At 57.0% G+C, this 725-nt stretch carries 1 pseudogene; it reads right to left on the reverse strand.

The window, feature by feature from the left end:
- Positions 1-107 precede the first annotated feature (107 nt).
- Positions 108-650, reverse strand: a pseudogene (locus tag L3X40_RS22040) (IS256 family transposase); the annotation flags it as partial.
- Positions 651-725 lie beyond the last annotated feature (75 nt).

A 725-nucleotide genomic window follows, 5' to 3' on the forward strand; every position in this document is an offset into this window, starting at 1 on the left:
CGCCGGACCATGACCCCGTAGACAACCAGAGACCAAGGTCAGCGCATAAGGGGCAAAATCAATTAGACAACTGTCAGGATTTCCGTGTGTGGACGGGCGGTTGATCATCAGGCCGCCATGGCTCTGATGAAACGTTCGCCGAAGATTACGGCGAATTGCGCCTTGGCCATCGTCCACTCACGTGGCGGCATTTTCCACTCCTTCTCTGAGCGGTTCAAGATCAAATAAAGCAATTTTGTTGCGGCATCGTCGCTTGGGAAGTGCCCCCTGGATCTGACAGCCCTGCGAAGCTTCGAGTTCAAAGCTTCGATAGCGTTTGTGGTGTAGACGATCCGACGGACTTCATCTGGAAACGCGAAAAAAGGGATGACCTCAGCCCAGGCACGCCGCCAGCTCTGGCCGATAGCAGGGTATCGCTGGCCCCAAGGGCCGGCCTCGAATGCTGTGAGCGCCTGTTCGGCGGCGTCAGCACTGGGCGCGCGGTATATCTCCTTGAGCGCCGTCGCCAGGCCTTTGCGGTCCTTCCAGGATACAAAATCCATGGAGTTGCGCAGCAAATGGACAATACAGCTTTGAACCACGGCGTCCGGGAACACGGCCGTGATTGCGTCTGGAAAGCCCTTCAAGCCGTCGACGACAGCCAGCAGAATACCCCGCGCCAAACATTCGTCCCGTCACTCGTAACTACATGCACGTGGGTTGTCTTGTCAGATACATCCAGGCCT

It is taken from the genome of Rhizorhapis sp. SPR117 (assembly GCF_021742065.1).